This is a genomic window from Delftia sp. BGA-UO-ETr-SB1, assembly GCF_059567865.1.
Genome location: NZ_JCAQOW010000004.1, coordinates 418,387 through 444,421 on the forward strand (window position 1 = coordinate 418,387; position 26,035 = coordinate 444,421).

At 68.4% G+C, this 26,035-nt stretch carries 25 protein-coding genes; 11 read left to right on the top strand and 14 right to left on the bottom strand.

The window, feature by feature from the left end:
* Positions 1 to 19: 19 nt before the first annotated feature.
* Both AC57B5_RS02420 and AC57B5_RS02425 read right to left on the bottom strand, forming a co-directional pair.
* Positions 20 to 421 (bottom strand): 5-carboxymethyl-2-hydroxymuconate Delta-isomerase, encoded by a 402-nt coding sequence (locus AC57B5_RS02420; RefSeq protein ID WP_496398623.1) that lies wholly within the window; start codon positions 419 to 421, stop codon positions 20 to 22.
* 12 nt (positions 422 to 433) lie between these two features.
* Positions 434 to 1,414 carry a Bug family tripartite tricarboxylate transporter substrate binding protein gene (locus AC57B5_RS02425; RefSeq protein ID WP_496398624.1) on the bottom strand — a complete coding sequence of 327 codons (981 nt, stop codon included), beginning with the start codon at positions 1,412 to 1,414 and terminating at the stop codon, positions 434 to 436.
* A gap of 105 nt (positions 1,415 to 1,519) precedes the next feature.
* Between AC57B5_RS02425 and AC57B5_RS02430 the strand changes: the two genes are divergently transcribed.
* Positions 1,520 to 2,464, top strand: coding sequence for a LysR family transcriptional regulator (locus tag AC57B5_RS02430; protein ID WP_496398625.1), 945 nt, complete (start codon positions 1,520 to 1,522; stop codon positions 2,462 to 2,464).
* Between the two features lie 40 nt (positions 2,465 to 2,504).
* Here the strand turns inward: AC57B5_RS02430 and AC57B5_RS02435 are convergent, their stop codons facing one another.
* The 3 genes from AC57B5_RS02435 to AC57B5_RS02445 form a co-directional block, all read right to left on the bottom strand.
* Positions 2,505 to 2,804: a putative quinol monooxygenase gene (locus AC57B5_RS02435; protein ID WP_074923462.1), complete on the bottom strand. Its 300-nt coding sequence runs from the start codon at positions 2,802 to 2,804 to the stop codon at positions 2,505 to 2,507.
* Between the two features lie 3 nt (positions 2,805 to 2,807).
* The gene (locus AC57B5_RS02440) at positions 2,808 to 3,827 is read right to left on the bottom strand and encodes a zinc-binding alcohol dehydrogenase family protein (protein WP_012204864.1); all 1,020 of its coding nucleotides are present in this window, start codon (positions 3,825 to 3,827) and stop codon (positions 2,808 to 2,810) included.
* Positions 3,828 to 3,899: 72 nt separating this feature from the next.
* Complete coding sequence (locus AC57B5_RS02445) at positions 3,900 to 5,006, bottom strand: alkene reductase (RefSeq protein ID WP_496398626.1); 1,107 nt, start codon at positions 5,004 to 5,006, stop codon at positions 3,900 to 3,902.
* A gap of 220 nt (positions 5,007 to 5,226) precedes the next feature.
* Between AC57B5_RS02445 and AC57B5_RS02450 the strand changes: the two genes are divergently transcribed.
* Positions 5,227 to 5,787 (top strand): dihydrofolate reductase family protein, encoded by a 561-nt coding sequence (locus AC57B5_RS02450; protein WP_496398627.1) that lies wholly within the window; start codon positions 5,227 to 5,229, stop codon positions 5,785 to 5,787.
* A gap of 29 nt (positions 5,788 to 5,816) precedes the next feature.
* Here AC57B5_RS02450 and AC57B5_RS02455 read toward each other — a convergent pair whose 3' ends face one another.
* From AC57B5_RS02455 to AC57B5_RS02465, 3 genes are all read right to left on the bottom strand, one after another.
* Positions 5,817 to 6,767 (bottom strand): LysR family transcriptional regulator, encoded by a 951-nt coding sequence (locus AC57B5_RS02455; protein WP_034398359.1) that lies wholly within the window; start codon positions 6,765 to 6,767, stop codon positions 5,817 to 5,819.
* 133 nt (positions 6,768 to 6,900) lie between these two features.
* Positions 6,901 to 8,415 carry a 4-hydroxyphenylacetate 3-hydroxylase family protein gene (locus AC57B5_RS02460; RefSeq protein ID WP_016448204.1) on the bottom strand — a complete coding sequence of 505 codons (1,515 nt, stop codon included), beginning with the start codon at positions 8,413 to 8,415 and terminating at the stop codon, positions 6,901 to 6,903.
* Complete coding sequence (locus AC57B5_RS02465; protein ID WP_012204869.1) at positions 8,415 to 9,563, bottom strand: branched-chain amino acid ABC transporter substrate-binding protein; 1,149 nt, start codon at positions 9,561 to 9,563, stop codon at positions 8,415 to 8,417. The genes AC57B5_RS02460 and AC57B5_RS02465 overlap by 1 nt, the downstream gene beginning before the upstream one ends.
* Positions 9,564 to 9,850: 287 nt before the next feature.
* Here AC57B5_RS02465 and AC57B5_RS02470 point away from each other — a divergent pair, with 287 nt between their 5' ends.
* The 7 genes from AC57B5_RS02470 to AC57B5_RS02500 all read left to right on the top strand — a co-directional run bounded on the left by AC57B5_RS02470 (position 9,851) and on the right by AC57B5_RS02500 (position 16,075).
* Positions 9,851 to 10,768, top strand: coding sequence for a branched-chain amino acid ABC transporter permease (locus AC57B5_RS02470; RefSeq protein ID WP_496398628.1), 918 nt, complete (start codon positions 9,851 to 9,853; stop codon positions 10,766 to 10,768).
* Positions 10,768 to 11,949: a branched-chain amino acid ABC transporter permease gene (locus AC57B5_RS02475; RefSeq protein ID WP_012204871.1), complete on the top strand. Its 1,182-nt coding sequence runs from the start codon at positions 10,768 to 10,770 to the stop codon at positions 11,947 to 11,949. Before AC57B5_RS02470 ends, AC57B5_RS02475 begins: the two co-directional genes overlap by 1 nt.
* Positions 11,939 to 12,766 (top strand): ABC transporter ATP-binding protein, encoded by an 828-nt coding sequence (locus tag AC57B5_RS02480; RefSeq protein ID WP_319073072.1) that lies wholly within the window; start codon positions 11,939 to 11,941, stop codon positions 12,764 to 12,766. The genes AC57B5_RS02475 and AC57B5_RS02480 overlap by 11 nt, the downstream gene beginning before the upstream one ends.
* Positions 12,759 to 13,457: an ABC transporter ATP-binding protein gene (locus AC57B5_RS02485; RefSeq protein ID WP_016448200.1), complete on the top strand. Its 699-nt coding sequence runs from the start codon at positions 12,759 to 12,761 to the stop codon at positions 13,455 to 13,457. Before AC57B5_RS02480 ends, AC57B5_RS02485 begins: the two co-directional genes overlap by 8 nt.
* 115 nt (positions 13,458 to 13,572) lie before the next feature.
* Positions 13,573 to 14,856, top strand: a complete 1,284-nt coding sequence (locus AC57B5_RS02490) for a flavin-containing monooxygenase (protein WP_496398629.1) — start codon at positions 13,573 to 13,575, stop codon at positions 14,854 to 14,856.
* A 53-nt stretch (positions 14,857 to 14,909) separates the two neighbouring features.
* A complete protein-coding gene (locus tag AC57B5_RS02495) occupies positions 14,910 to 15,344 on the top strand; it encodes a RidA family protein (RefSeq protein WP_012204875.1) in 435 nt (144 codons plus the stop codon).
* 53 nt (positions 15,345 to 15,397) lie between these two features.
* Entirely contained in the window at positions 15,398 to 16,075 is a 678-nt protein-coding gene (locus AC57B5_RS02500) for a DUF1028 domain-containing protein (protein WP_496398630.1), read from the top strand.
* Between the two features lie 33 nt (positions 16,076 to 16,108).
* Here the strand turns inward: AC57B5_RS02500 and AC57B5_RS02505 are convergent, their stop codons facing one another.
* Complete coding sequence (locus AC57B5_RS02505; protein ID WP_496398631.1) at positions 16,109 to 17,002, bottom strand: LysR family transcriptional regulator; 894 nt, start codon at positions 17,000 to 17,002, stop codon at positions 16,109 to 16,111.
* Between the two features lie 117 nt (positions 17,003 to 17,119).
* Between AC57B5_RS02505 and AC57B5_RS02510 the strand changes: the two genes are divergently transcribed.
* Positions 17,120 to 18,379: a serine hydrolase domain-containing protein gene (locus AC57B5_RS02510; protein WP_496398632.1), complete on the top strand. Its 1,260-nt coding sequence runs from the start codon at positions 17,120 to 17,122 to the stop codon at positions 18,377 to 18,379.
* Entirely contained in the window at positions 18,376 to 19,548 is a 1,173-nt protein-coding gene (locus tag AC57B5_RS02515; RefSeq protein WP_496398633.1) for an MFS transporter, read from the top strand. Before AC57B5_RS02510 ends, AC57B5_RS02515 begins: the two co-directional genes overlap by 4 nt.
* Before the next feature lie 10 nt (positions 19,549 to 19,558).
* On the opposite strand, the gene aspA is transcribed toward AC57B5_RS02515, so the two are convergent.
* The 5 genes from aspA to AC57B5_RS02540 all read right to left on the bottom strand — a co-directional run bounded on the left by aspA (position 19,559) and on the right by AC57B5_RS02540 (position 26,029).
* Positions 19,559 to 20,977 carry an aspartate ammonia-lyase gene (gene aspA / locus AC57B5_RS02520; protein WP_496398634.1) on the bottom strand — a complete coding sequence of 473 codons (1,419 nt, stop codon included), beginning with the start codon at positions 20,975 to 20,977 and terminating at the stop codon, positions 19,559 to 19,561.
* Positions 20,978 to 20,991: 14 nt separating this feature from the next.
* Positions 20,992 to 22,422 (bottom strand): amino acid permease, encoded by a 1,431-nt coding sequence (locus AC57B5_RS02525; protein WP_496398635.1) that lies wholly within the window; start codon positions 22,420 to 22,422, stop codon positions 20,992 to 20,994.
* A gap of 120 nt (positions 22,423 to 22,542) precedes the next feature.
* Complete coding sequence (locus AC57B5_RS02530) at positions 22,543 to 23,574, bottom strand: amino acid ABC transporter substrate-binding protein (RefSeq protein WP_496398636.1); 1,032 nt, start codon at positions 23,572 to 23,574, stop codon at positions 22,543 to 22,545.
* Between the two features lie 22 nt (positions 23,575 to 23,596).
* Positions 23,597 to 24,913: a dicarboxylate/amino acid:cation symporter gene (locus tag AC57B5_RS02535; RefSeq protein WP_065348162.1), complete on the bottom strand. Its 1,317-nt coding sequence runs from the start codon at positions 24,911 to 24,913 to the stop codon at positions 23,597 to 23,599.
* A gap of 114 nt (positions 24,914 to 25,027) precedes the next feature.
* Complete coding sequence (locus AC57B5_RS02540; RefSeq protein WP_496398637.1) at positions 25,028 to 26,029, bottom strand: C45 family autoproteolytic acyltransferase/hydrolase; 1,002 nt, start codon at positions 26,027 to 26,029, stop codon at positions 25,028 to 25,030.
* Between the last annotated feature and the right edge of the window lie 6 nt (positions 26,030 to 26,035).

Sequence of the window (26,035 nt, forward strand, 5' to 3'; positions counted from 1 at the left end):
CATGGCGCTTTTCCCGTTGTCATGGAGTTGAGGGAGCGGGCGGCGGAGCGTTCCATTGCCGCTTGAGGTAGTGCGACTTCGGGTGCTCCTGCAGGAACACGCAGCACTGCACCCACGCCGCTGACTCCGGGGGCGCACCGATCGCACCGATCGCGCGCGAGAGATGCTCGAATACGATCTCGGCCATGGCCGAGCACATCTGCGGCGGGCGCGGGTTGGTCAGCGTCAGGGTGGCGATCAGTTGCTGCGCGTGGGGGTCCTCGCCGCACAGTCCGACGGCGATGGGTGCCACGCGCGACTTCAGGTCCGCGAGCCGTGCCCATCCGCGCTCAGCCAGCGCAAGGTGCATGGCGTGCAGGACCGGCTCCCACTGGATCGACGGGAGCAACGATGGCGATACCTCGATGGCGATGTGCGGCATGGGGCGGCACCTTCAGTCGAGCTTGATGCCGACTTCGCGGATCAGCGTCTGCCAGCGTGCCCGCTCGCTGTCCAGCAGGCGTGCGAATGCCTGGGGCGAGTTGTCGATGGGCACCGAGCCGAGTTCGGCCAGCCTGTCCTGCGTGGCCTTGGTCGCCAGCGCCGCGCCCATGTGCTTGACCAGCCAGGCCTTGCGGTCGGCCGGGGTCGCAGCGGGCGCGAGGAAGCCGTACCAGCCGCTGATCTCGGCGTCCACGCCCGATTCCTTGAGCGTGGGCACGCCGGGCAGCGCGGGAATGCGCCTGGCGGACGTCACCGCCAGCGCCTTCAGGCGCCCGCTTTGCACATGCTGCAGGATGGCCGGCGTGGCTTCGAACACCATCTGCACCGTGCCGCCCAGCACGTCGTTGAGTGCAGGCGCGGAGCCCCGGTAGGGAATGTGCAGGATCGAGGTGCCGGTCTGGCGCTTGACGAGTTCTCCCGCCAGGTGCTGCGGCGTGCCGTTGCCGGCGGATGCGTAGGAGAACTTGCCCGGGTTCTTGCGCAGCCATTCGAGCGCCTCCTTGGCCGTGGTCGCCGAGAAGGAGGGATGCACGGCCCAGATCAAGGGCACCGAGGCGGCCCATGCCAGCGGTGTGAAGTCCTTGGCCGGATCGAAGTTGAGCCTGGAGTACAGCGCCGGGTTCGCGGCCATGGGGCCGAGTGCGCCCAGCAGCAGCGTGTAGCCGTCGGCCTCTGCGCGTGCCGCTGCCTCCGTGCCGATGTTGCCGCCCGCACCGCTGCGGTTGTCGACGATCACCGTGCTGCCGCTGTCCGTCTGCAAGGCATTCGCCATCAGGCGGGAGACGGCATCGGTGGTCGCACCTGCCGGATAGGGGCAGATGATGCGGATGGGCTTGGAAGGGAATGCCTGCGCGCGCGCCAAGGGGCTTGCGCCCAAGGCTGAAATGGCCGTCGCCGTGCTGGCGTACTGAAGGAAGTTGCGTCGTTTCATCGGTGCTCTCGTGCCCAGAGTTGTCTCGTGGCCGTAGTGTCGGCAGGCCCTTGTTTCTTCGCAATTCGCATTTTCTGGCCGCGCCTATCGGATAATCCGATGGTCATGTCCGCACGCAGCCGCGACCCCCTCGATCTCGTCTCATTGCGCCAGTTGCGCTACTTCGTGTCGGCGATGCGGGCGCACAGCTTCAGTGCGGCATCGCGCGATGCCTCGATCTCGCAGGCGGCGCTGTCGGAGCAGATCGCCTTGCTGGAATCGACCCTGGACGTGCATCTGTTCGACCGTGCGAGCGGGCGCGCCGTTGCCACGGCCTCCGGACATGAGCTCGACCGCCGGGTGTCGGCCTGCCTCAGTGAGCTGCAGGCGGCGCTGCGCGACGTGCAGGCGCGTGCGAGCACCGTGGCGGGCCTGGTGCGCATCGGCCTGGTGCAGTCATACGCGGGATGCTGGGTACTGCCCGTCGTGCGCAGGGCCCAGGCGCAGTGGCCGCAGCTGGCGATCGCACTGCGCAGGCGCACCGCACAGGCCTTGGTGGAAGGCGTGTTGCGTGGCGATTTCGATCTCGCCGTCAGCTTCGACCCGGAGCCGCATGCCGATCTGGAGATCCTGGCCTGTTTCGACGAGCCGGTGGTGGCCGTGGGATTGAAGCCCCGCCGGCGGCGACGCCTGCTGGAGCTCAGCGAGGTCGCGAACCACCCCCTGGCCTTGCTGCCAAGCGAATACGCCATGCGGCGCCAGCTCGACAACGCCTTTGCGGCGCAGGGGCTGAAGCCGGGCGTGCATCTGGAGTCCGATACGCTGGAGGACCTGGTGCATGCCGCCCGTGAAAACGGCATGGTTGCGCTGCTCAACGGTGCCGCGGCACTGAGCCTGGACGTGCAGGACGCAGTCCCGTTGGCCGAAAGAAATCTGGGCCGGCAAGCCTGCCTGGTGCGCTCACGCAGCCGTCACCACGGCTTTGCCGCCCAGTACGTATGGGACGAGCTGTCGGCGGCAACCCCCACGCTGCCGCCAGCGTGGGGGCGGCGCGTTGCAGCCGCGCGCTAGTCGTCGGTCGGGTCCGTACCGCCCGGATCTCTACCGCCCGTCAGGGCACTTCCTTCAGGCCCACCAGTTGCAGGGGGCGTGCCAGCAGTTCGTCGAAGCGTTTCTCGAACGCCTTGAAGTACGGCATGCGGAAGTGCGCATCCAGCGCTGCCTGGTCCCTGAATGACTCCCGCATGTAGAAGGTGCCGGGTTTGTCCGCCAGCTCGAACAGCGTGTAGTCCAGGCATCCGGGCTCTTGCCGGGTGAATGGCACCAGCGCGCGCAGGGCGTCGCGCAGCTGGTCTTGCTGGCCGGCCTTCGCTTCAAGGATGGCCAGGTTGAAAATGGTCTCTGTCTTCATGGCTCAGCCCCAGTTCTCCAGCACCACCTTGCCGCGCGCCTTGCCCGACTCGATCAGGGCATGGGCGCGCTTGAGGTTGTCGGCGTTGATGCTGCCGAAGCGCTCGGCCAGCGTGGTGCGGATCAGGCCGGCATCGACCAGTGCGGCAACCTCGTTGAGCAGGCGGTGCTGGCCGATCATGTCGTCGGTGCCGAACAGGGCGCGGGTGAACATCAATTCCCAGTGCACCGACACCGACTTGCGCTTGAGCTTGGTGATGTCCAGCGACGCGGGATCGTCGATCAGGCCGAATTTTCCCTGGGGCGCGATCGCCTCGACGATCTGTGCGAAGTGCAGGTCGGTCTGCGTGAGGCTCACGATGTGGTCCACCGTGGGAAAGCCGATGCGCTTGAGTTCGTCGGCAATCGGCTGGCTGTGATCGATCACGTGGTGGGCGCCGAGCTCCTTGACCCAGGCCTGCGTCTCGGGCCGCGATGCGGTGCCGATGACGGTAAGGCTGGTCAGCCGCGTGGCCAGCTGCGTGAGGATGGAGCCCACGCCGCCGGAGGCGCCGATGATGAGCAGCGTCTTGTGGCTGGGGTGCTTGCCCGGCGCGATGCCCAGGCGGTCGAACAGCATCTCCCACGCGGTGATGGCGGTCAGGGGCAGGGCCGCAGCCTGTGCGAAGTCCAGCGACTTGGGCGCGTGGCCCACGATGCGCTCGTCCACCAGGTGCAGTTCGCTGTTCGTGCCAGGGCGCGCAATGGAGCCGGCGTACCAGACGCGGTCGCCCGGCTTGAACAGCGTGACTTCGGGGCCCACGGCCTTGACGATGCCGCTGGCATCCCAGCCCAGCACCTTGTGCGTCTGCCCCTCGGCGGGCGCGCCGCTGGCGCGCACCTTGGTGTCCACCGGATTGACGGACACGGCCCTGACTTCGACCAGCAGGTCGCGGCCGGTGGCCACGGGATCGGGCAGGGTGATGTCGATCAGCGATTCGGGTTGGCTGATGGCCTGGGGTTTCTGGTATCCAACGGCTTTCATGGTCGTGCTTTCAAAGGTTGAGGAAGAGGGGAGAGCAAGGAGGGAGAGCAGGGAGGGCGAGCAAGGAGGGTTTCAGGCAGTGGCGAGGGCTGCGTAGTCCGAGTAGCCGCGCGCGTCGCCGCCAAACAGGGCCTTCGGATCGAATGCGGCCAGCGGTGCCTGGGCGGCGTAGCGCGCCGGCAGGTCCGGGTTGGCAATGAAGGGGCGGCCGAAGGCGACGAGGTCTGCCAGGCCCTCGTGCAGGATGGCTTGGGCGCGCTCCGCGTCGTACTTGCCCGCAACGATCACCTTGCCCTGGTAGGCGCGGCGCAGCGCGTGGCGGAAGTCCTGCGGAATCTCGGGCGCATCGTCCCAATCGGCTTCCGACAGGTGGATGTAGGCCAGGCCGATCTCGTCGAGCCTGCTGGCCAGATGCAGGATGGTCTCGATGATCTGCGGGCAGTTCATGTTGCGCTGCGTGATGAAGGGCGCCAGGCGGATGCCGGTGCGCTCGGCCCCGACCTCGCCCGCCACGGCGGCCGTGACCTCTTCGGCGAAGCGCGTGCGCTGGGCGATGCCGCCGCCGTAGGCGTCGGTGCGGTGGTTGGAGGTGGTGCGCAGGAACTGATCGATCAGGTAGCCGTTGCCGCCGTGGATTTCCACGCCATCGAAACCGGCACGCATCGCATTGGCCGCGCCCCTGCGGAAGTCGCCGATCACGTCCTGGATGTCCTGTGCGCTCAGTGCGCGCGGTACGGGGCAGTCGACCATGCGGCCGACGCCGTCGTCGCCGACCACCCAGACCTGCGCTTGGGGCGACAGCGCCGAAGGCGCGACCGGCAGGCCATCGGCGTGAAAGCTGGCATGCGACATGCGGCCAACGTGCCACAGCTGCAGCACCATGCGCCCGCCGGCGGCGTGCACCGCGTCCGTGACGCGGCGCCAACCGTCCACCTGCGCCTCTGAATAGATGCCGGGGGTGAAGCTGTAGCCTTGGCCCTGGCGGGAGATCTGGGTGGCTTCCGAGACGATCAGGCCGGCGCTGGCGCGTTGTGCGTAGTAGGTGGCCATCAATGCATTGGGCACGTCGCCTGGCTGGCTGGTGCGGCTGCGCGTCATGGGGGCCATCACCATGCGGTTGGGCAGGCTGAGCGGGCCGAGCTGCAGGGGGCTAAACAGGGGCGTGGAGGCGGTGGTCATGCGGTTTCTTGACGGAGCTGTAGAGATGTTGGGGCGGTGTCGGAAGTCCGGTTCGCAAGTCGTCTGGGCATGGAGCGATGTTGACCTGGGTGTTTCAATTGAAAAAGACCCGCAGGACTGAAGGCGGTTTCAAAAGAAATTTGACGATGAGGTCAGGGCGCGGCCCGCACAACCCCCGGGCGGATGGCCGTGCCGCGCCTGCCTGGCTACCATCTCCCCCATGAAGACCCAATACTTCGCCGCCACCTCACTCGACGGATTCCTCGCCACCGAGGACGATTCCCTGGACTGGCTGTTCCCGCTGGGCGACATGCAGGCCACGGGCTACCCGGAGTTCATTGCCGGCGTGGGCGCGCTGGCCATGGGGTCCGCCACCTACGAATGGATGCTGCGCCACACGGACACGGTGGCCAGGGAGACCGGGGCGGCATGGCCGTATACGCAGCCTGCCTGGGTGTTTTCCAGCCGCACGCTGCCTGGTATCCCGGGTGCCGATATCCGGTTTGTCAGCGGTGATGTGCGTGCCGTGCATGAGCAGATGCAGGCGGCGGCAGGCGGGCGCAACCTCTGGATCATGGGAGGCGGGGACCTGGCAGGCCAGTTCTACGACGCGGGCCTGCTGGACGAGATGATCCTGAGCGTGGGCTCGGCCACGCTGGGCCGGGGCAAGCCGCTGTTTCCGCGCCGGGTGCTGCATCCGGTGTTGCGTTTGTTGTCCGTGCGGCAGATCGGCGAGGGCATGGCGGTGCTGCATTACGAGGTGCGCAAGAGCACGGCCTGACGGGCTCCCTGATTCGGTCTGCGCGCCGCTCAGTTCGCCTCCCCGCGCCCAGGCGCCGTCATCCCCGGAATGTATTCATTGGAGATGAAGCTGCGGCAGCGGTGCATGAAGGCTTCCACCACATGGCGGGGCTTTTGTTCGCGGGCCCAGGCCAGGCCCAGTTTCATGGGGCGGTGGTTGCCGTTCAGGTGCAGGTTGACGATCTTCTTGCCGTCCAGCGCGTGTGAGTTGCGCGGGCGCACGTTGACCAGGGAGTAGCCCACGTCGTTGGCGACCAGGGAGCGCACCACGTCGGGGCTGGCGCTGCGGGCCGCGATCAGGGGCGAGACGCCGGCTTCGCGGAACAGCGACATGAAGTATTCACGGCTCAGGGGCAGGTCCAGCAGGACCATGGGCAGCTGGGCCAGCGCCTCCAGCGTGGTGGAGCGGTGGTTGGCCAGCGGATTGAGTTCGCTGACGATGACCATGGGCGGCAGCTGGGCCAGGGGCTCGAAGCAGATGTCCGATTCGGCCACCAGCAGGTCGTAGGTGATGGCGACATCGATCTGCGCGGTGCGCAGCTTGTGGATCAGGCCTTCCTGGTGGTCCTCGATCTGGGTGACCGTGGCCTTGGGGTGGGCGCGCGCGAATCCCTGGCACAGCTCGGGGGCGACCATGGCCGCCAGCGTGGTGAAGCAGCCCACGCGCACGGGGCCGCGCACCTGGCTTTGCGCGCTGCTGGCCACGTCGTACAAGGCCATGGCCTGGTCGAGCAGGCCGCGGATCTCCCGCAGGACCTCGGCGCCTGCGGGCGTGACGGACAGGCCTTGCGCATGGTGGCGCACGAACAGCGGCACCTGCAGCTCGGCCTCCACCTGGGTGATGGCCGATGAGATGGACGAGGGCGAGACGTGGATGCGGTTGGCGGCCTCGGCAATGCTGCCGAACTCGCCCGCTGCCACGCAGTATTCCAATTGTCTGAAGGTCAGTCGTGTCAGCACGGTGTGCAAGAGGTGGAGAGGGGGAGGGCGGCCAGGGTGATCCGCCGCGTAGTTGACCAAGCGGCGGACCGCGCTGCAAGAGGCCCTTCCCGCAAGGCGCCTGCATTGTGCGGCGGTCGGGCACCGGCAGCCTTCAGTCGCTGGCGTTGTGATTGCGAAACCATTGCGCCACCGCACCGTCGCCCTGGGCCGGCGCCTGCGTGGCCTTCACGCGGTCCGTCAGGCCGGCGGACTTGCCGACGAAGTCCAGCGGCGCATCCCAGTTGAAGTGCCGGTACACGGCCGCCGTCTGGGCGTAGGGCGGGCATTGCGCAAACAGCTGGAAGCTGAGCCGGTGGCCGGCGTGGTCCGAGTCGAGCAGGTCGCGCGCATAGGCCAGCAGCCTGCGGCGGTCGTCGGCCTGCCATTGCGGGCCGAGGGTGTAGAACTTGCGCAGCCAGGGGCCGGTGTCCTCGTTCTCGAAGCTGGCGTGGTCCGGCGTCAGGCAGACCTGGCCGCCGCACAGCTCGCGCACGGTGTTCATCATGTGGTGCAGCTGGCCGGTGGCCAGCGACCTTCCGGTGAACAGCAGGGACTGGTTGGGCATCATCAGCCCGGCCGGGCTGCGCTCGGCCAGCGCGATGGCGGCCGTGAGGTGGGCGTTGATGCCTTCGCGGTAGCAGGCCAGGCCGGCCAGCCTGTCCTGCACGGCCTGCAACTTCTCCACGCCGGTCTGGCGCGCGTTGTGCAGGGCCGTGCCTATCAGCATGTCGGCCAGCTTGAGGCTGCGCTGCAGGAAGGTGAAGGCCGAGTAGCGGTGCAGCGTCTCGCGCAGGAAATGGGCGGCCCGGGTGTGGCGGTAGAACAGCACGTTCTCCCAGGGAACCAGCACGTCGTCGAAGACCACGATGGCATCCACTTCGTCGAAGCGATGGCTCAACGGATGGTCCTGGGCCGATGCGCGGGCGGCCAGGCCCGGGCGGCAGATGAAGCGCAGGCCGGGCGCACCCAGGTCGCAGATGAAGCCTATGGCGTATTCGGACTGCGCAGCGTCGCCCCAGTGCGCCAGCCCCGGCTTGGTGAAGGCCTGGTTGGCATAGGCGGCGGCGGTCTCGTACTTTGCGCCGCGCACGATCACGCCTGCATCGGTCTCCTTGACCACATGCAGCAGCACGTCGGGGTCCTGGTCCTGCGGCAGGCGCGAGCGGTCGCCCTTGGGGTCGGTGTTGGCCGATACGTGGAACAGGTCGCCACGCACCACGCGGCGGATGTGGGTGCGGATGTTGGCGGAAAAGCGCGGGTCCAGCTCGTTGAGCACGTCCTGGCCGTCGAACAGCGACCACATCTCGCCCACGCTCTCGTCGCCCACGCGCATGACCACGCCGCCCATGTCCTCCAGCAGCAGGTCGGTGGCGCGGCGCTTGTCCCACCAGTCCTGGCGCGTCAGCGGCAGCTTGTGGGCGATGGGGTGGCGCTCGCCGTCGCCTTCGTCGTAGGTGAGCGCGTCGCGCAGCGCGGCCTCGTGCTGCAGGTCGTACATGCGCGCGCGGATGTCCACCAGCGGCTTGAACATGGGGTGAGTGGTCACGTCCTTGACGCGCTCGCCGTTCATCCAGACCCGCCGGCCATCGCGGATGGAGTCGCGGTACTGGCTGCCTGTCCTGATCATCAGCGGCTGGCCCACTTGCCGTCTTTGACCTCGTGCAGCTGCAGCTCCACGGGCACCTGCGTCTGGCCGTTGGCGTCGAAGGTCACGGTACCGGTCACGCCGTCGTAGCGTATGGCGCGGATGGCCTTGGCCACGGCCTGCCGGTCCTTGGTGCCGGCCGTCTTGAGCGATTGCAAAAGGATGCCGGTGGCGTCGTAGGCGTACTTGGTGTACGGGCTCTCGGAGTCGGCATAGCCCTTGGCGGCATAGGCGCGGCTCATGGCGTCCAGCCGGGGATTGGTCTGCGATTTGGGCGTGCCGACGATGGTGCCGTCCGCGGCCGGGCCGGCGATCTGGATGAGCTGCGGGTCGAAGATGCCGCTGATGCCCAGCATGGGCTGCTTCATGCCCAGCTCGGCCATCTGCTTGCGCACGATGCCGGCCTCGGTGATCACGCCGCCGAAGTAGACCGCGTCGGGGTTCAGGCTCTTGATCTTGGTGAGGATGGAGCGGAAATCCGTCGTGCCCACGGGGTAGCTTTCCTCGGCCACCACGCTGCCTTTTTCTGCCTTGTAGAAGCTGCCGAACGAGGCCAGGTTGGCGCGTCCGTAGTCGCTGGTGTCGGCAATGATGGCGATCTTTCTTGCGCCCAGGCCCGTGGCGGCCCAGGTGGCCAGGGGCTTGTTCTCGTTGACCAGGGTGGGCGTCACGCGCGTGGTGTTGGCGAAGTTCTGGTCGGTGATCTTGGGGCCGATGGCGCCCCAGACGATGAAGGGCATCTGCACGCGGTTGAACACCGGCAGCGTGGCCAGGGCCACGGGGCTGTTCCAGTGGCCGATGGCGCCCACCACGTCGCGGTCGTTGACCAGCTTGAGCGCGGCGGACACGCCGGTCTGCGGGTCGGAGGCATCGTCCAGCACCACGCCCTCCACCTTGAACGGCACGCCGGCCGTGGCATTCCACTGGTCGATGGCCAGCAGGAAGCCGTTCTTCGCGCCCAGGCCCTGCTGTGCGTTGCCGCCGCTGACGGGGCCGATGAAGCCCAGCTTCACGGTGGACTGGGACCAGGCCGCGCCGCAGGCCAGCGTGGCGGCGGCCAGCGCCAGGGCGGATGCGGCAAGGCGCCGGCGCGATGGCAGGAGGGCGGTGGTTGTCGTGAAGGCTTGCATGGTCGGTCGGTCCTGTTCAGGTGAAGACGAGGGGCAGCCATGGCGGCCCGGGGGGGCCGGGGCGGCGGGGCGCCACGGTGCGTGGCGGGCTGGCCGGCGCTGTCTGGCAACGCCGCCGGATCAATGTATCGCCGCACCTGCCCGGGACTGGATCGCGTTTTCCGAAGCAGCGCCTCGGCAAAAGCGACGCAGGTTTTGCGCGGTTTCTTGCTTCAATGGCTGCGTGACATGGAGACAAGCGAAGCCCCGCCAACCCGGCCGAACCCGACACAAGAGGAACCCTATCGATGCATGACGCGCTGTTCCAGCAACTCATCAACTGGCTGACCCTGGGCTGCATCTACAGCCTGCTTGCCCTGGGTTTCAGCCTGTTGTTTGGCGTGCTGCAGGTGATTCACTTTTCCCATGGCGACGTGGCCATGGTCGCCCCCTTCATCGCCCTGGCGGCCGTGCAGGCTCTGGCCGCCGCGCTGGGCGGCTCGGCCCCCTGGCTGGTGCTGGGCCTGGCCTGCCTGGTGGCCATTGCGGCGGTGGGAGGGCTGGGCGTTGCCCTGGACCGGCTGGTGATCAACCGCTTTCGCAATGCGCCGGCCATGATGCCGCTGGTGGCCACGGTGGCTCTGGGCATCGTGATCCGCGAGCTGATCCGCCACCTGTACCCGCAGGGCAGCAATCCGCACGCGTTCCCGGCGATTGCGCAGGGGGCCGTTCCCACCCCGTTCGGGCCGCTGCCCCTGATCAGCGTGGTCTCGGTGCTGGTGGCCATGGCGCTGGTGGGCGTGCTGCTCTATGTGCTGCACCACACGCCCATGGGCATGCGCATACGCGCCGTGTCGCAGGACCGCGAAACCGCGCGGCTGTTCTCCATTGCGCCGGGGCCGGTGTTCCGCAACACCTTCTTCATTGCCTCGGCCACCGGCGCGGTGGGCGGCATTTTCCTGGCCAGCTATGCGGGCGTGGTGCGCTTTGACTTCGGCGTGCAGGCGGGGCTGATCGGCTTTTCCGCCGCGGTGGTCGGCGGCCTGGGGCGGCTGGGGGGCGCCATTGTCGGCAGCCTGCTGATTGCGGCCATCGAGACCATCGTGCAGGGCTATGTGCCCAACGGCACCTCGTACCGGCTGGTGTTCGTGTTCGCGCTGGTGATCCTGGTGCTGATCTTTCGCCCCGCCGGCCTGTTCGGCGTTCAGAAAATGGAGAAGGTGTGATGCAGACAACGACGATACAGGCGCCGCCGCGGGCGGCACCACGGAGTGCGGGCTCGGCCGCCATCGTGCTGGGCGTGGCCCTGGCGGGCGCCGTGCTGCTGCGCCAGTTCCTGCTGGCCGAAAGCTGGATCACGGTGCTGGCGCTGCTGGCCTGCTTTGCCGTGGCCCTGGTCGCGGTGCAAAAGCGCCCGCTGGTGGAAGACCGCATCGTGGCCGCCTTCGGCCAGTGCAGGCCGCTGGCCGTGGGCACGGGCGTGGTGCTGGCCCTGGTGTTTCCGTGGGTGCTGGGCGGTGACAGCTACGCCATGCACCTGATGATCATCGCCTGCCTGTACGCGGTGCTGGCGCTGGCGCTGAACTTCCAGCTGGGCAGCGCCAACATACCGAACTTCGCCACGGGCGCGTCCTACGGCATCGGCGCCTATGCGTCGGCCCTGCTGGCCATCCACTTCGGCGTGAGCTTCTGGATCTGCCTGCTGGTGGCCGCCGCCGTGGCCACGGTCTTCGGCTTTTTGCTGGGCCTGCCGTCCATGCGCACCCGCGACAGCTACCAGGCGCTGGTGACGATCGCCTTCGGCATCGTCGTGCACCAGCTGCTGATGAACCTGGAGTGGACGGGCGGCGCCAACGGCCTGGTGGGCATTCCTTCGCCCACATTGTTCGGGCATTCGTTCAACGACCCCATCACGCTGTGGGGCCACAGCCTGCCGGGCCAGGCCAACTTCTACTACGTGGCCGTCGCCCTGCTGGGGCTGGCCATCGTCTCGGCGCAGCGCCTGCACAGCTCGCGCGTGGGACTGGCCTGGAATGCCCTGCGCGACGACGAGATCGCCGCGCGCGCCTGCGGCATCAACGTCACCTGGTTCAAGGTCAAGGCCTTTGCGGTGGACGCCTTCCTGGCGGGCTTCGCGGGCACGGTGTATGCGTTCTATGTGAGCTTCATCTCGCCGGACAACTTCACCTTCCTGGTGTCGGTGACCATCATGACGCTGGTGATCGCCGGCGGCATGGACAACACGCTGGGCGTGATCGTCGGCGCCTTCCTGCTGACCATGCTGCCGGAGAAGCTGCGGGCGTTTTCCGACTACCGCATCCTGTTCTACGGCCTGGTGGTGATCGCCTTCCTCATCATCCGCCCGCGCGGCATCTTCCCCCAACGGGTGCGCAACCATGAGCATTGATTCCCATCCCAACCACCATGCCGCGCCCGCAGGCCCGCTGGTCCTTGAGGGGCGTGGCCTGACCATGCGCTTCGGCGGCCTGACGGCGGTGCAGGGCGTGGACATCCACCTGGCGGCGGGCGAGGTGCTGGGCATCATCGGGCCCAACGGCGCGGGCAAGTCCACCTTGCTGAACCTGCTGACCGGCATCTACCAGCCCACCGAGGGCGAGGTGCTGCTGCAAGGCCGCTCGCTCAAGGGCATGGCCGCGCACGACATCGCGGGCGCCGGCATTGCGCGCACCTTCCAGACCAGCCGGCTGTTCGGCTCGCTGAGCGTGCTGGACAACGTGATCATCGGCATGCACGCGCGCACCCGCTGCGGCGTGCTCACCGCGCTGCTGCGCCCGGCCGTCTCGCGCGCCGAGATGAAGCGCTGCGCCGAGCGCGCCTGCGCGCTGCTGCAAAGCGTGTCCAGCGACCTGCACCAGCGCCGCAACGTGCTGGCCAGCAGCCTGCCGCAGGCCGACCGCCGCCGCCTGGAGATTGCGCGCGCCTTGGCCGCCGAGCCCCGCATCGTGCTGCTGGACGAGCCCTCCAGCGGCATGGACGACCGCGACACCGATGCGCTGATCGCCGACATCCAGCGCCTGCGCGAAGGCAATCCGGCGCTGGGCTTCATCATCATCGAGCACGACATGCGGCTCATCGCCACCTTGCCGCACCGCGTGATGGTGCTGGACTACGGACGCAAGATCGGCGACGACAGCTTCGAGGCGGTGCGCCGGCTGCCGCGCGTGCAGGAAGCCTATCTGGGCAGAAAGGCCAGCCATGCTTGAACTGGACTCCATCAGCACGCGCTATGGCGTGGTGAACATGCTCAACCAGGTCTCGCTGCAGGTGCCCGAGCACAGCATCGTCTGCCTGCTGGGCCCCAACGGCGCGGGCAAGACCACCACCTTCAAGGCGATTGCGGGCCTGCTGCCCGTGCACCACGGCGCCATCCGCGTCATGGGCCAGCCGCTGGCGCGCATGCGCACCGAGGACCTGGCCGGCCTGGGCGTGGGCTTCGTGCCCGAAGGGCGGCGCCTGTTTGCCGAGCTGACCGTGCAGGAGAACCTGAAGATCGGCCACGACGCGCTGCGCCCGCAGCAGGGCTTTGCCCAGGCGCTGGAGCGCGTGGTGGCCCTGTTCCCCCGGGTGGGCGAGCGCCTGTCGCAGGCGGCCGGAACCCTGTCCGGCGGCGAGCAGGCCATGGTGGCGCTGGGCCGCGTGCTCATGGGCGAGCCGCGCCTGGTGGTGATGGACGAGCCCACGCTGGGGCTGTCGCCCAAGCTCATCGAGGAGTACTTCGAGACGGTGCAGCGCATCCACAGCCAAGGCATCACCGTGCTGCTCATCGAGCAGAACGCCGAGGCGGCGCTGTCCATCGCCCACACCGGCTATCTGCTGCTCAAGGGCCAGCTGGTGGCCTCGGGCACGGCCAGCGAGCTGCTGGCCAACGACGTGGTGAAGCACCTGTACCTGTAGCGCCGCACGGGCGGCCTTCACCTCCTTCCCTTTTTTGTTGCGGACCACACCAAGGCAGTCGGCACCGCGCCGATGCGGGACGGCCTGCGCCTTTTTTCCCTGAGAGACCCACACCATGACAGCTGACATTCAAACCATCAACACGCTCGTGGTCGGCGCCGGGCAGGCCGGCATTGCGGCCAGCGAACACCTGAGCCAGCTTGGCGTAGAGCACCTGGTGCTGGAGCGCCAGCGCATCGCCCAGGCCTGGCGCACGGGGCGCTGGGACTCGCTGGTGGCCAACGGGCCGGCCTGGCATGACCGCTTTCCGGGCCTGGAGTTCAAAGGCGACCGCGACGGCTTTCCCGGCAAGGACGAGGTGGCCGACTACTTCGAGGACTATGTCCGCCAGATCAAGGCGCCCGTGCGCACCGGCGTGGAGGTCAGGCGGGTCACGCGCAACCAGGGCCGGCCGGGCTTCACGGTGGAAACGTCCGAGGGCGTGATCGAGGCCCGCAACGTGATCGCGGCCACGGGGCCGTTCCAGGTGCCGGTGATCCCGCCGATAGCGCCGGCTGCGCCCGCTGCACCCGCCGATGGCAGCCTGCTGCAGATCCATTCCGCGCACTACCACCGCCCCGCGCAGCTGCCCGCAGGCGCCGTGCTGGTGGTGGGCGCAGGCTCCTCGGGCGTGCAGATCGCCGATGAACTGCAGCGCGCGGGCCGCAAGGTGTTCCTGTCGGTAGGCGCCCATGACCGGCCGCCGCGCGCCTATCGCGGCCGTGATTTCTGCTGGTGGCTGGGCGTGCTGGGCGAATGGGATGCGGCCATTGCCAAGCCCGGCCGCGAGCATGTGACCATTGCCGTCAGCGGCGCGCGCGGCGGCCACACCGTGGACTTTCGCGCGCTGGGACACCAGGGCATCACCCTGGTGGGGCTGACCGAGTCCTTCGCCGATGGCCGGGTGCGCTTCCGGGATGACCTGGCCGAGAACATCGCCAACGGCGACGCCAACTACCTGGCCATGCTCGATGCGGCCGACGACTACATCCGCCGCAACGGCCTGGACCTGCCCGAGGAGCCCGAGGCGCGCAGGCGCCTGCCCGATCCCGAGTGCATGACCCATCCGCTGCGCGAACTCGACCTGGCCGCCGCAGGCATCACCTCCATCATCTGGGCCACGGGCTACAGGGTGGACTTCAGCTGGCTGCAGGTGGACAGCTTCGAGCCCGGCGGCAAGCCGCGCCACCACCGCGGCGTGGGCCATGAGCCCGGCATCTACTTCCTGGGCCTGCCCTGGCTGTCGCGCCGTGGCTCGTCCTTCATCTGGGGCGTGTGGCATGACGCCAAGTTCGTGGCCGACCACATCGCCAAGCAGCGCCGCTACAGCGACTACGACGCCGCTGCCCGCAGCAGGTAGCAGATAGCGCGCTCTGAGACACCTTCCCATCCACCCCCTGCAGGAGCCAGACCATGCCCACCCATACCCGCATCCGCATGTTCAACACCAAGGACACCTATCCCAACCAATCGCTGGACAACGACCTGTGCCAGGCCGTGCGCGCCGGCAACACCGTCTATGTGCGCGGCCAGATCGGCACCGATTTCGAGGGCAACCTGGTCGGCCTGGGCGATCCGCAAAAGCAGGCCGAGCAGGCGATGAAGAACGTCAAGCAGCTGCTGGAGGAGGCGGGAAGCGACCTGTCGCACATCGTCAAGACCACCACCTACATCATCGACCCGCGCTACCGCGAGCCTGTCTACCGGGAAGTGGGCAAGTGGCTCAAGGGCGTGTTTCCCATCTCCACGGGGCTGTGCATCTCGGCCCTGGGGCAGCCGCAGTGGCTGATGGAGATCGACGTGATCGCGGTCATCCCCGATGACTGGCAGCCGCCGGCCAGCGCCTGAGCGTCAACCCCAGCAAGCACCTGGTACAGCCGTATCGGCAGGAGGAAGAAACCATGACTTTTTCGATTGTGGGGCGCTGCGAGCGCACCGGGCAGCTGGGCGTGGCCATCAGCTCGTCCAGCATTGCGGTGGGCGCGCGCTGCCCCTGGGTGCGCGCGGGCGTGGGCGTGGTGTCCACGCAGAACATCACGCTGCCCGCCCTGGGGCCGCGCGTGCTGGACCTGCTGGAGCAGGGCGCCGACCCCCAGGCCGCGCTGCGCCAGGCGCTGGACGACGGCAGCTGGCCCCAGTACCGCCAGGTCACCGTGGTGGACGCGCAGGGCCGCACCGGCGTCTTCAGCGGCAGCCAGGCGTTGGGCATCTTCACCAGCGCCGTGGGGCGGCAGTGCGTGGCGGCCGGCAACCTGCTGGCCAGCGAACGCACCATCGAGGCCATGGTGCCGGCCTTCGAGCGCAGCGCGGCGCTGCCGCTGGCCGAGCGCCTGCTGGCCGCCATGCAGGCCGCCATGGCCGCGGGCGGCGAGGCCGGGCCTGTGCATTCGGCCGCGCTCAAGGTGGCGGGCGAGCACAGCTGGCCCATGGCGGACCTGCGCGTGGACTGGTCCGAGCACGATCCCATCGGCGCGCTGCAAGGCCTCTGGGCCGCCTACGCACCGCAGATGCGGGACTACCAGACGCGCGCCATCGATCCCACGGCCGCGCCCAGCTACGGAGTGCCGGGCGACGAGTGAGGCGGCCCGCTCATTCGGACGCCGCCGGGCACCTCATGCCTGCTGCGGAAACACCCGCGCGCACAGGAAGTCCACCAGCGCCCGCAGCTTGGGCGAGGGGTGCTTGCTGGCGGGCCACAGCACATGGAAGACATTGGTGTGCTCCATGCAGTCCGCCAGCACGGGCTGCAGCCGGCCGTCGGCCAGCGGCTCGCGGATGGAAAAATCCGGCAGGTAGGCGATGCCCAGGCCCTGCAGCGCAAAGCACAGCCGGGTTTCGATGTTGTTGCAGATCATGGAGGTGGGCAGCTGCAGCTCGGGCGCGCCCGCTGCGCGCCGCAGCACCCAGGGCTCCAGCTTGCCGCTGTGGGGGTAGCGGTAGTGCAGGCAGCTGTGCTCCAGCAGATCCTCGGGCACCCGGGGCGTGCCGCGCTGCGCCAGATAGTCGGGCGAGGCCACCAGCAGGTAGCGGAAGTCGCCCAGCCGGCGCGCGGACAGGCGTGAGTCGGCGGGTGCGCCCGTGCGCACCACGGCGTCGAAGCCGTCCTCGATCACATCGACCAGCTGGTCGGTGAAGTCCAGGTCCAGCTCGATCTCGGGATAGGCGCGCATGAACTCTCCCAGCACCGGCAGCACCAGCGAACTGACCAGGGGCAGGCTGACCCGCAGCCGGCCGCGCGGCGCGGTGCTGGCCTGCGACAGCTCCAGTTGCGCGGCCTCGATCTCGGCCAGGATGCGGCGGCTGCGCTCCAGGAACAGCGTGCCCTCGGCCGTCAGCGTGATGCTGCGCGTGCTGCGGTGGAACAGGCGCACGCCCAGCCGGTCCTCCAGCCTTGCCACGCTCTTGCCGATGGCCGATGCCGAGACTCCCAGCAGCCGGCCGGCCGCCACGAAACTGCGGGTCTCGGCGACCTGCACGAACACCAGGAAACCGTTGAGGCTGTCCAAGGCCACTCCTTCATTGCGGACAGAAAGCTCCGCATAGCGCGGAAATCTACCCCACTTTTTCTTTAATCGCGGTCTTTCTATCGTCGGAACCCTGTTCATTTGATCCCGGGAATTCCCATGACGATTGCCCTTTCTGCAGCGCCTTCAGCACCTGCTGCACCTGCGGCGCCCGCTGCGCTGCCTGCGACCCCGTTGAACTCGCCCCTGTCCGACCGCATCCAGGCCGTGGTCCGGCAGGCGATTGAGGCGCAGCGCCTGGTCGGCGCCGTGGTGCTGGTGGCGCGTGGCGGCGCGCTGGTCCACCGCCAGGCCGCAGGCTGGGTCGACCGCGAGCGCGGGCTGCCCATGGCCATGGATGCGGTTTTTCGCCTGGCCTCGGCCAGCAAGCCCATCGTCTCGGCTGCCGCGCTGGTGCTGGTGGCGCGGGGACTGCTGGCGCTGGACGAGGGGGTGGAGCGCTGGCTGCCCCGGTTCCGCCCCCGGCTGGCCGATGGCCGGCCCGCCCGCATCACCGTGCGGCAGCTTCTCAGCCACACGGCGGGGCTGGGCTACCGCTTCTTCGAGGCCGATGCACAAGGCCCCTATGCGCACGCTGGCGTATCGGACGGCATGGACCGCCAGGCCATCGGCCTGGCAGAGAACCTGGAGCGCATCGCCAGCGTGCCGCTGCTGTACGCGCCGGGCACGGCCTGGGGCTACTCGCTGGCCACCGATGTGCTGGGCGCCCTCATTGAACAGGTGAACGGCAGGCCGCTGGACCAGGCCGTGCGCGACCTTGTGACCGGGCCGCTGGGCATGACCGATACCGGCTTTGCCGTCACCGATGCGCTGGCCGCGCAGCGCGTGGCCAAGGCCTATGTCAGCGATGTGCCGCAGCCCCATCCGCTGGCCGAGGGCGAGACCGTGTCGCCCTTCGAGGGGAGCATCGGCATTGCCTTCAGCCCTTCGCGCATCTTTGACACGCAGGCCTTTGCCTCCGGCGGCGCCGGCATGGCGGGGACGGCAGGCGATTTCCTGCGGCTGCTGGAAGCCCTGCGCCAGGGCGGCGACACCCTGCTGCCCGACGCCCTGGTCGCCGAGATGGCGCGGGACCAGACCGGCGGGCTGGCCCTGCCCAATGCGCCGGGCTTCGGCTTTGGCCTGGGCTTTTCCGTGCTGCGCGATGCGGCTCAGGCGGCATCGCCGGAGTCGGTGGGCACCTGGCGCTGGGGCGGGGCCTATGGGCATTCCTGGTTCGTGGACCGGGCGCAGGAGCTCAGTGTCGTGGCCTTCACCAACACCTTGTACGAGGGCATGTCGGGGCGCTTCGTCAACGATTTGCGCGACGCGGTCTACGGGGTTTGTGAGGTCCAAGGGGTTTCGGGAGCGCCGCAATGAACGGAACACGCCAGGACCGCCTGCCCGTTGCCTCCCTGCTGGCGCTGGCCATGGCGGCCTTCATCACCATATTGACGGAGGCGCTGCCGGCCGGCCTGCTGCCGCAGATGGCCCAGGGCCTGGCCGTGACCGAGGCCTGGGTGGGCCAGACCGTCACCCTCTACGCCATAGGTTCCCTGGTGGCCGCCATACCGCTGACGGCCGCCACGCAGGGCATGCGCCGCCGCCCCCTGCTGCTGGCGGCGATCGCGGGCTTTGTCGTCGCCAACACGGTCACGGCCTTGTCCACGCACTTTGCGCTGACCCTGGTGGCGCGCTTTCTGGCGGGGGTCTCGGCCGGGCTGCTTTGGGCGCTGCTGGCCGGCTACGCGGCACGCATGGTGCCCGGCCATCTCAAGGGCCGCGCCATCGCCATTGCCATGGTGGGCACGCCGCTGGCGCTGTCGCTGGGTGTGCCGGCCGGCACCGTGCTGGGCCAGTGGGTGGGCTGGCGGCTGTGCTTCGGCCTCATGAGCGTGCTGGCGCTGGCGCTCATGGTCTGGGTGCGCGCCCGCCTGCCCGACTTTGCAGGGCAGGCGGCAGGCCGCCACCTGCCGCTGCGGCGCGTGTTCACCCTGGCGGGCGTGCGCCCCGTGCTGTTCGTGGTGCTGGCCTTCGTGCTGGCGCACAACATTCTCTACACCTACATCGCGCCCTTCCTGGCGGAGGCGGGCATGGCCGCGCGCACGGACCTGGTGCTGCTGGTGTTCGGCGCCACCTCCGTGCTGGGCATCTGGATCACCGGCGTGCTGATCGACCGCCACCTGCGTGCGCTCACGCTGGCCAGCATTGCGCTGTTCGCTTTGTCCACGCTGATGCTGGGCGTGGCCGCAGATGCGCCGGCCCTGGTGTATGCGGCGGTGGCCGTCTGGGGCCTGGCCTTTGGCGGCGCCGCCACGCTGCTGCAGACCGCCATTGCCCACACGGCGGGCGAGGCCGCCGACGTGGCGCAGTCCATGCTGGTCACGGCCTGGAACATGGCGATTGCCGGCGGCGGCATCGTGGGCGGCCTGCTGCTGGCGCGCATGGGCGTGGGCGCCTTCACGCCCGTGCTGCTGGCGCTGCTGGGCGCATCGCTGGCCGTGGTGTGGGCGGCCAGGCGGCATGGCTTTCCTGCGGTGTGCAGGTAGGGCAGACCGGTCATCCGAGTTTCAGTGCCGAGGGCCGCGTGAGGATCTCGGGCCGCAGGATGGTGTCCAGCTGCGTTTTGCTCAGCAGGCCCCGGGCCAGCACGATGTCGTAGACGCTGCCGCCGCTGGCATGGGCTTGCTGGGCCACGGAAGTGGCGTTGGCGTAGCCGATGTAGGGGTTGAGCGCGGTCACGATGCCGATGGAGTTCTCCACCGCCGCGCGCAGGTGTTCGCGGTTGGCGGTGATGCCCTGCACGCAGCGCTCGGCCAGCGTCAGGCAGCCGTTGCGCAGGTGGCTCACGCTTTTGAAGATGCTGTGGGCGATGATGGGCTCGAAGGCATTGAGCTGCAGCTGCCCGGCCTCGGCCGCGAAGCTGACGGTGATGTCGTTGCCGATGACCTCGAAGGCGATCTGGTTCACCACCTCGGGGATCACGGGGTTGACCTTGCCCGGCATGATGCTCGATCCCGCCTGCATGGCCGGCAGGTTGATCTCGCCCAGGCCTGCCCGCGGGCCGCTGGACAGCAGCCGCAGGTCGTTGCAGGTCTTGGACAGCTTGACGGCCACGCGCTTGAGCACGCCCGACAGCTGCACGAAAGAGCCGCAGTCCTGGGTGGCCTCGATCAGGTTGGGCGCGGTCTGCAGCGCAATGCCGGTGATCTCCTGCAGGTGCTTGAGCACCAGGGGCGCGTAGTCGGGATGGGCGGTGATGCCCGTGCCTATGGCGGTGGCGCCCATGTTGATCTCGCAGATCAGCAGCACGGCCTCGCGCAGCCGCGCCTGGTCCTCCTCGATCATCACGGCATAGGTGCTGAATTCCTGGCCCAGCGTCATGGGCACGGCATCCTGCAGCTGGGTGCGGCCCATTTTCAGCACGTCCTGGAACTCCTCGGCTTTTTGCGCGAAGGCCAGGCGCAGCGTGTCCATGGCGTCGATCAGCCCGTGGATGCCGAACCAGGTGGCGATCTTGAGCGCGGAGGGGTAGACGTCGTTGGTGCTCTGGCCGATGTTCACCTGCTCGTTGGGATGCAGGTACTGGTACTCGCCCTTGTGGTGGCCCAGCAGCTCCAGCGCGCGGTTGGCGATGACCTCGTTGGCGTTCATGTTGGTCGAGGTGCCTGCACCGCCCTGGATCACATCCACCACGAACTGCTCGTGCAGCCGCCCGCCCTGCACCTCCTGGCAGGCGAGCACGATGGCATCGCAGCGCCGCTGGTCCAGCAGGCCCAGCTCATGGTTGGTCATGGCCGCCGCCTGCTTGATGCTGGCCAGGGCGCGGATCAGTTCGGGGTAGATGGAGATGGGCGTGCCGGTGATGCCGAAGTTCTCCCGGGCGCGCAGGGTGTGCACGCCGTAGTAGGCGTCGGCAGGAACCTCGCGGTCCCCCAGCAGGTCGTGTTCGATGCGGACGGATGGATCGGTGCTCATGCTTGTGTCTCCATTTATTCGGACTTGACGATCAACGGACCCAGGCCTTCCTGAACGGCCTGCTCCTGCTCCACGCGGCCGGGTTTCGGGCGGCCCCAGTGGAGCTTTTGCGCCAGCATGCCCAGGGCGACCAATGCACCGCCCAGCACGCTGGTGTAGAGCACTTCCTTGCGGTAGGTGCCCTCGGCCACCATGACCACCATGGAGGCGACGATGAAGAAGATGGTGGCGTAGGTCAGCGCCGGAAAGCACCACATCTTCAGGCGGATGGGCGTGCCGCTGGCTTCGAGCTTGCGGCGCATGTGCAACTGCGACACGGCGATGCACAGGTACACCAGCAGCGCGATGGAGCCGGTCGCGGCCATGAGCACATCGAACACGTCCATCTGGCCGGTGGCGGTGAGGGCGACCGTCAGCAGGGCCAGGGCGCTGGAGGCGATGACGGCCATGTAGGGCGCGCTGGTGCTGCGGCCCAGGGTCGTGAACAGGCGGGGGGCGTCGCCGCGGCGCGCCAGCGAGAAAAGCATGCGGCTGGAGGTGTAGAGCGCCGAGTTGAAGCAACTGCACACGGAAGTCAGCACCACGAAGTTGACGATCTGGCCGGCGAAGGGAATGCCCAGGTGCTTGAGCGCGACGGCATAGGTGCCTTCGGTGGAGAGGATCAGGCCCGGGGTGTCGTACGGAATCAGGCAGACCACGATGAAGATGGAGCCCACGTAGAACAGTGAAATGCGCCAGACCACGGACCGGGTGGTCCGCACGATTTCCTTGCCCGGGTCCTGGGATTCGGCCGCCGCCACGGTGACGATCTCGGCCCCGATGAAGGCGAACATCGCGCCCAGCAGCGCCACCACCACGGCGCCGGGGCCGTTGGGCATGAAGCCCTTGCTGGTCAGGTAAGCCATGCCTGCGACATCGCCCGCAGGCCAGAGCCCGGCGATGGCCAGCGCTCCGATGGCGATGAACAGCACAATGGCCACGACCTTGATCAGAGCGAACCAGAACTCGAACTCGCCATAGTTGTGCACCGGCAGGAAGTTGACGGCCATCAGGCCGAAGATCACCACCAGCATGTAGCCCCAGATGGGAACGGCCGGCATCCAGGCGTTGAGGATGGCCCCGGCCACATAGGCCTCCCAGCCCATCAGCAGTGTCCAGAAGCACCAGTACAGCCAGCCGATCGTGAAGCCGGCCCAGCGCCCGATGGCGCGGTCTGCGTAGGTGGAGAACGAGCCGCTGTCAGGCTGCGCCACGGCCATCTCGCCCAGCATGCGCATGACCAGCACCACCAGGATGCCCCCGCCCATGTACGCCAGGATGGCTGCGGGGCCGGCACTGGCAATCACCTTGCCCGAGCCGACGAACAGCGCACCGCCGATCACCCCCGCAATGGATAGCATGGTGAGGTGCCGCGGCTTCAGCCCACCTTCGAGTTGCTGACTCATTTCCTGTCTCCTTGTATTTGCTGTTGCAAAGTGGGCGCGACCCGCGTGCTGCGTGCCTTGCGCAGAGCAAGGCCGGGCGAGGCGCCATCCGGCGCGCAATGGGTGCAGGCAGCAACCGCCTCAACGGGGTTGGGCGGCCAGGGTCTCGATGAGGGTCTGCAACTGGGCGCTCATCGGCAGGTCCAGGCTGGTGCCCGAAGGCAGGCGGCGCAGGAACCAGCGCCTGTACTGGCGCTCGATCTCGCCGTCCTCGGCCAGCGCCTGGAAGCTGGTTCTCACCACCTGGGCCAGTTGGGGGTCGTCCTTGCGGAACATGATGGCGTAGGGGTCGTAGGAGAGGTAGTCGCCCACCACCTGGAACCTGGCGCCCTGGCTCGCGTCCGTGCTCGCGCCCGTGCCGCCGTTGCCATCCGCCTTGCCGGCGTTCTCCGCGATCAGGCCGTACAGCAGCACGTCGTCGGTGGCGAAGGCGTCGGACTGGCCGCCGGCCACCTGGGCAAAGCCCTGGGAGTGGTCGGGCACCACCTGCAGCTGCATGCCCAGGTGAAATTTCCTGTCCAGGTCGCGCATGGCTTTTTCATTGGTGGTGCCGGCCGTCACCGCCACCTTCTTGCTGGCCAGGTCGCGCAAGGAGCGGATCTGCGTGTCCTGCCGGACCATGACCTTGGTGCCGGCCACGAACATGATGGGCGAGAAGGCCACGCGCTTTTGGCGCTCCAGATTGCTGGTGGTGGAGCCGCATTCCAGGTCCACCTGGCCGCTGGCCACGGCGTCCACGCGGTTGTCGGCCGTGACGGGCACCCAGCGGATGGCCAGGCTCCTGTTGACCGCATCCTCGATGCTGGTCACGAGCGCCTTGCACAGCTCGATGGAGTAGCCGATGGGCTCGTTGCGCGCGTTCAGGTAGGAAAACGGCACCGAGGCCTGGCGGTAGCCCAGCGCAATGGAGCCGCTGGCGCGCACCTTGGCCAGCGTGCCGCTGAGCGTGGCGGGCGCGCGGCTGGCGGCGGTGCGCTCTGGCGTGTCGGCTTCCTGGGCGCCGGCCGTGGCGGCCAGCAGCGCAAGGGCCGCCACGCCCGCTGCCGCTGCCGCCCGCGCCGGCCCCCGCAGCGCCCATGGCTGCCCGTGCCGTGATCTGGGTTCGGGTTTCATGGCGTGTTCCTTGTGCGGGTTGTCAGGAATGGGCCGGGGAGGCGGGATGGGCCAGCGTGGCCTTGACCTCCGAATCCAGCCGTGCGGCATTGGCGGCGGCTTCGGTCTCGGGCAGCAGGTCGCCCTCCCACTTGGCGACGACGGCGGTGGCGATGGAGTTGCCCACGGCGTTGGTGGCCGATCGGCCCATGTCCAGGAAGGTGTCCACGCCCAGGATGAGCAGCAGGCCGGCCTCGGGGATGTTGAACTGGTTGAGCGTGGCGGCGATCACCACCAGCGAGGCGCGCGGCACGCCGGCCATGCCCTTGGAGGTCAGCATCAGGATCAGCAGCATGGTGATCTGCGTGCCCAGCGACAGGTGGATGTCGTAGGCCTGGGCGATGAACAGCACGGCGAAGGTGCAGTACATCATGGAGCCGTCGAGGTTGAACGAGTAGCCCATGGGCATCACGAAGCTGGAGATCTTGCGCTTGACGCCGAAGCGGTCCAGCGCGTCCAGGATCTTGGGGTAGGCGGCCTCGGAGCTGGCGGTGGCGAACGAGAGCATGAAGGCCTCCTTGATCAGCACCAGCAGCCTGAAGATGCGCGGGCCCAGGAACAGGAAACCGGCGATCACCAGCACGCCCCACAGCAGAAACAGGCCCAGGTAGAAGTCCCCCATGAAGACGGCGAACTTCAGCAGGATCTCCAGGCCGTTGACCGACACGGTGGCCGCCATGGCCGCCAGCACGGCCAGCGGCGCGAGCTTCATCACATAGCCGGTGATCTTGAGCATGACGTGGGACAGCTCGTCGATGGCGGCCACCAGCGTCCTGCCCTTTTCACCGAGCGCGGCCAGGGCCACGCCGAAGAACATGGAGAACACCACGATCTGCAGGATCTCGTTGTTGGCCATGGCCTCGGCAAAGGACTTGGGCACCAGGTGGCTGACGAAGTCCTTGAGCGTGAACTTGGCGGTGGCGAGGTTGGCCGAAGCGCCGATGTCCGGCAGCGGCAGCCCCAGGTTGTGGCCCGGCTGCAGCAGGTTGGCCAGGACCAGGCCCATGACCAGCGACACCAGCGAGGCGGTGACGAACCAGCCCATGGCCTTGAGGAACACCCGGCCCACCGAGGCCGCGTCGCCCATGTGCGCGATGCCCACCACCAGCGTGGAGAACACCAGCGGGCCGATCAGCATCTTGATCAGCCGCAGGAACACGTCCGACATGATGGAGATGTAGCCCGCGATCTGCGCGGCCGCCTTCTTGTCGGGGAAGTTGATGAACACCATGTAGCCGATCACGATGCCCAGCACCATGGCAACCAGAATCCAGATGGCGGGCGGAAGTCTTCTTGTCATTTCCATGTCTCCTTCGGAACCTGTGGGGAATGCCTGGACGGCGGTGCGTGGCACCTTGTCGCGGGCGTCGGATGTAAGCGCTGAATGCAGGCGCGGGATGCCGGGGCGGGGCGCTCAGGGGCCCTGGCTCAGGTAGGCGATCTCCCGGTGGCCCTCCTCGAAGGCCGCCAGGGTCTGCGGCCAGGCCTGGCCGGGCCAGGACAGTTCGAGCCGTCCCGACCGAGGGGCGTAGGCCGCCGTGTACAGCGTGCCGTAGCCGCGCCGCCAGGCGGGCTGGTACAGGGGCTCGCGCAGCAGCGCGGCCTGGGTGTCGCCGGCCGGCATGCCGGCTTCGATCTGCTGCTGCAGGGCGGCCAGCCGCTCGCAGGCGCTGGTGGCGCGTGCATGCTCGGGCCATTCCACCGTGTGCTGGAAGTTGGTCACGGCCCGGCGCCGGGTCACTTCCACGGGGCGGTCAGGGTTCAGGAACACCGTGGCCCATTCGCCCCGGGCGTCCAGCAGCGTGACGCTGTAGCACATGTGCACGGGCACGCGCTGCAGGATGGCCACGGCCGATGCGGTGTCCTGCGCGATCTCCAGCACATAGCGCAGCACCAGCGGAATGCCGAAGCCGTCGCCATGGGCCGTGCGGCCGCCGAAGGACAGCGAGGCGGCCAGGCCCGACTCGTTCATGCCGTCCAGCGCGCCCCACAGGCAGTCGCCCATGGCGGCCACGCGCTGCCCGCTCCAGCGCGTGGCCAGCCAGTGGCCCTCCAGCAGCGCGGGCGCGAAGTCGTAGTTGCGCAGCAGCATGGGTTCCTGCTGGCCGGCCGCATCGAGCCAGACGGCCTGGGAGCAGCCGGTGATGTAGGGCGGGGGGCACCACAGCGACAGGAAGCGCGCCTCGATGTCGCCGCCGCCGGCCAGCTCCACCAGCCGCTCCCAGGTGGGCACCAGCTCCGGCATGTGCTGGCGCAGGGCGCGGCGGCACTCCAGGAAGCCGGCGCGCGCCACGGCGCCCTGGCGCAGGAACCAGGCGCGGTAGTAGGGCCAGGCCTGCTCGCACAGGGCCTGCCATTTCCGGCCGGGCAGGTCTTCGGCGATGGCCTGGAAGCGGATGCGGGTAGGCAGGGGCATGGGAGG